The organism is Delftia sp. ZNC0008 (assembly GCF_000799035.1).
GTDB classification, from domain to species: Bacteria; Pseudomonadota; Gammaproteobacteria; order Burkholderiales; family Burkholderiaceae_C; genus Comamonas; species Comamonas tsuruhatensis.
Map to the genome: position 1 here is coordinate 1 of NZ_JTKZ01000908.1, position 4,247 is coordinate 4,247.

At 70.0% G+C, this 4,247-nt stretch carries 5 protein-coding genes; all 5 read left to right on the forward strand.

The window, feature by feature from the left end:
- A partial coding sequence (locus L995_RS29255; RefSeq protein WP_047474930.1) for an MFS transporter occupies positions 1 to 804 on the forward strand: 804 nt, incomplete at its 5' end.
- A gap of 199 nt (positions 805 to 1,003) precedes the next feature.
- Positions 1,004 to 1,534: a cupin domain-containing protein gene (locus L995_RS29260; RefSeq protein WP_016449821.1), complete on the forward strand. Its 531-nt coding sequence runs from the start codon at positions 1,004 to 1,006 to the stop codon at positions 1,532 to 1,534.
- A gap of 14 nt (positions 1,535 to 1,548) precedes the next feature.
- A complete protein-coding gene (locus L995_RS29265) occupies positions 1,549 to 2,403 on the forward strand; it encodes an alpha/beta fold hydrolase (protein ID WP_047474931.1) in 855 nt (284 codons plus the stop codon).
- Between the two features lie 22 nt (positions 2,404 to 2,425).
- Positions 2,426 to 3,232, forward strand: a complete 807-nt coding sequence (locus L995_RS29270) for an IclR family transcriptional regulator (RefSeq protein WP_016449819.1) — start codon at positions 2,426 to 2,428, stop codon at positions 3,230 to 3,232.
- 54 nt (positions 3,233 to 3,286) lie between these two features.
- Entirely contained in the window at positions 3,287 to 4,084 is a 798-nt protein-coding gene (locus L995_RS29275; protein WP_047474933.1) for an aspartate dehydrogenase, read from the forward strand.
- Positions 4,085 to 4,247 lie beyond the last annotated feature (163 nt).

The window sequence follows — 4,247 nt, forward strand, 5'->3', positions numbered from 1 at the left end:
ATGGTGCCGCCGCATCTGCAGGGGCGTGCACTGGCCGTGGCGGGCGTGGGCCAGCCGTTGGCCCTGGCGGCCGGCGTGCCGCTGGGCGCCTGGCTGGGCAGCCTGTTCGACTGGCGCGGCGTGTTCTGGGCGCTGTCGGCGCTATGCCTGCTGCTGCTGGCCTGGGTGCGGCTGGGTGTGCCGGATTACGCCGGGCAGACGGCGCAGCAGCGCCTGCCCGTGGCGCGCATCCTGCTCATGCCCGGCGTGCGCCCCGTGCTGCTGGCGCTGTTCGGCTGGATGCTGGCCCACAACATGCTCTACACCTTCATCGCGCCCTTCCTGGCTTCGGCGGGTCTGGGGCAAAGGGTGGATGGGGTGCTGCTGCTGTTCGGCCTTGCGGCCATTGCCGGCATCTGGCTCACGGGCCTGCTGGTGGACCGCTGGCTGCGCGCACTCACCGTGCTGAGCCTGGCCTTGTTCGCCGTGTCTGCGCTGGTGCTGGGCCTGGCCGGGCAGTCGGCCGTGGCCATCCTGATCGGCGTTGCGGCCTGGGGCCTGAGCTTTGGCGGCGCGCCCACGCTGCTGCAGACCGCGCTGGCCGACGCGGCAGGCGAGGGCGCCGACGTGGCCCAGTCCATGCTGGTGACGGTCTTCAACCTGGCCGTGGCGAGCGGCGGCGTGGCCGGCGGACTGCTGCTGGGCTGGCGGGGTGCCCGCGCCTTGCCCTGGGCGCTGGCGGTGTTGGCACTGGCCTGCCTGTCCGTGGTCTGGCCGGCCAGCCATGCGGGCTTTCGGCCTGGGCGGCGCAGCATGGCTGCCTGAGGCACGGCCATCGCTGTTGCACCCGCATCGCTGTTCCCTAACAGACGGGGCAGCAAAGGGGCCACATGCCGCTGCGCATGTGGCCCTTGTTGCGTGCGATCAATCTTCCTATAATTGTTTTACCCCATGAACTGTGATTCATGGATAAAACAAATGGCACCTTCCCCGCCATGATCCACCGACGTTGATGGAGAGACACATGTCCGAATCCGCTCAGAACACGCCCCGCACCTGGGACCAGCCCGAAGGCTCCAGCTTCGAACAATGGATGGAATCGCGCGTGGCGCGGTTTTCCACGCGCAAGTACGACTTCGACGCGCTGAAGTTCCAGGCCGACTTCGATCCCAAGTACCGCCGTGGCCAGATGCGCTACATCGGCACGGGCGGCACGGGCGTGGCTGCGGACAGCAACACCATTCCGGCCGAGCACTTCACCTTCTCCACCATGGTCATCCCGGCCGGCAATGAAGGCCCCTCGCACCTGCACACCGATGTGGAGGAAGTCTTCTTCCTGATCCGCGGCAAGCTCAAGCTCGTGCTGGAGAAGGACGGCCAGCGCTTCGAGACCATCCTGACCGACCGCGACGTGGTCTCCGTGCCGCCCGGCGTGTACCGCGAGGAAATCAACATCGGCGACGAAGACGCGCTGATGTGCGTGATGCTGGGTGCCAAGAAGCCCATCACGCCCACCTATCCCCCAGAACACCCCCTGGCAAAAATCAAACGTTGAGTAGCGGGCCTGCCATGACCGCGCAGACGCTGCAACGCATGGAGCAGCGCCTTCAGGCGCAGTTCCCCGAACACCTCATCGCCCTGCCCGGGGGCGCCCAGGTCGCCTGGCGCGAGGCCGGCGACACGGCCTCGGACTTTGCCGTGGTGATGCTGCACGGCATCAGCTCGGGCGCCGCCTCCTGGCTGGACGTGGCCCTGGCGCTGGCGCCGCGCACGCGTGTGCTGGCCTGGGACGCGCCCGGCTATGGCCGCTCCACACCGCTGACACCCGCCGCGCCCACGGGCGCCGACTACGCCCGCGTGCTGGAGCAGTCGCTGCAGGCGCTGGGCGTGCGCCGCTGCCTGCTGGTGGGCCACTCGCTGGGTGCGCTCATGGGCACGCCCTGGGCGGTGCAGGCCGGTGCCGGGCGCGTGCAGCAACTGGTGCTGATCAGCCCCGCTGGCGGCTATGGCGCACCCGGCATGGGCGAGCAGCAGGCCAAGGTACGCCAGGGCCGTCTTGCGGCCCTGCAGGAAAAAGGCATCGAAGGCCTGGCCGCCGCCATCGACCAGCGCCTGGTCTCGCCCGCCGCGCCCGAGCCCGTGCGCCAATGGGTGCGCTGGAACACGGCGCGCCTGCATGCCGCAGGCTACGCCCAGGCCGTGGAGCTGCTGTGCGGCAGCGACCTGGGGCAGGCGGCGGGGCGCCTTGCCATGCCGGTCGAGGTCTGGGTGGGAGAGCACGACGTGGTCACGCCGCCGGCTGCCTGCGCGGCCTGGGCCGCAAGACTGGGGGCGCGGTACGTTACGCTTGCGGCAGCCGGCCATGCCTCTGTCGTCGAACAACCTGCGGATGTCGCACAGAGGCTGGCCACCCTGCTGACCTGATGGCCTACCTGCCCGAATTGCGATGAGCGATACCTCCGAAACCCTCTCGAACGACAACGACCGCTACACCGTCCCCGCGCTGGAGCGCGGCCTGCGCCTGCTGGCCTGCTTCACGCCTTCGCAGCCCGTGTGGAGCGCGCCCGACCTGGCGCGCACCCTGGCGCTGCCCCGGTCCACGGTGTTCCGGATGCTGACGACGCTGGAGGGCATGGGGTACCTGCAACGCTCGGGCACCGAATACCGGCTGGGCCTGGCCGTGCTGCGCCTGGGCTACGACTACCTGTCCACCCAGCCGCTGGCCCAGCTGGCCGAGCCCGTGCTGCAGTCGCTGTGCGACCGGCTGGGCTTCACCACCAACCTGGCGCTGCTGGACGGCACCTCCGTGGTCTATGTGGCGCGCATCGCGCCGGCCGGCGCCTTCCAGGGCGCCGTGCGCGTGGGCTCGCGGCTGCCGGCCCATGCCACCGTGCTGGGCCGGGCACTGCTGCAGGACATGGACGCGGACCAGCTGCGCGCCCTGTTCGGCGGCAGCGAACTGCCCCAGTTCTCGGAAAGCACGCCGCGCAGCGTGGAGCAGTTGCTGCAGTTGCTGCAGCAGGACCATGAACGCGGCTACGCCATGGGCGAGGGCTTCTACGAGCCCGGCGTCTCCAGCATCGCCGCGCCCGTGCGCGATGCGCAGGGGCGCATCGTGGCGGGCCTGGGCATGGCCGTGGCCTTCACCGAAATCGCTCCCGGCCGCATGGCCGACTGGGTGGAGCAGGTACGTGCCGCCGCCGATGAGCTGGCCGGCCACCTGCGCACCCAGCATCCCGGTTTTCTGCGCTGAACGGATGGTGGGCACACCGGCCGCCAGCGCATTCCTTCCCAGAAAGATATGACGATGAAGATTGCTGTGATTGGCTGCGGTGCGATTGGCGCCAGCGTGCTCGAACTGCTCAAGGGACATGCCGCCGTGCAGGTGGGCTGGGTGCTTGTGCCGGAAGTGACCGACGCCGTGCGCGCCACCCTGGCCCTGCATGCGCCCAAGGCGCGTGCCGTGCCTGCGCTGGCGGCCGAAGACCGGCCCGACCTCATCGTGGAGTGCGCGGGCCATGCCGCCATCGAGGAGCATGTGCTGCCCGCCCTGCGGCGCGGCATTCCTGCCGTCGTGGCCTCCATCGGCGCACTCAGCGCCCCGGGCATGGCCGAGGCCGTGCAGGCGGCGGCCGAGGCCGGAGACACCCAGGTGCAATTGCTGTCGGGTGCCATCGGCGGCGTGGATGCGCTGGCCGCTGCGCGCATCGGCGGCCTGGATGAAGTGGTCTACACCGGCCGCAAGCCGCCCCTGGCCTGGACCGGCACGCCCGCAGAACAGCGCTGCGACCTTGCCAGCCTCAAGGAAGCCTTCTGCATCTTCGAAGGCAGCGCGCGTGAGGCCGCCCAGCTCTACCCCAAGAACGCCAACGTGGCCGCCACCCTGTCGCTGGCCGGCATGGGCCTGGACCGCACCACGGTGCGCCTGTACGCCGACCCGGGCGTGGACGAGAACGTGCACCATGTGGCCGCGCGCGGCGCCTTCGGGTCCATGGAATTGACCATGCGCGGCAAGCCGCTGGCGGCCAACCCCAAGACCTCGGCCCTCACCGTCTACAGCGTGGTGCGCGCCGTGCTCAACCAGGCCACGGCCATCGCCATCTGAGTCGCGCCGGGCACAGGCTCGCGGCACAATGGGCGCTTTCGCCCCGCAGGCGGCCCCCGGGCCGCCTTTGCTTTTTCCCTGTGCCGTTGAAAGAGAAGCCACCATGACCATCGCCATCCTCAGTGCCCTGCCGCAGGAACAGGAAGGCCTGGTCCATACGCGG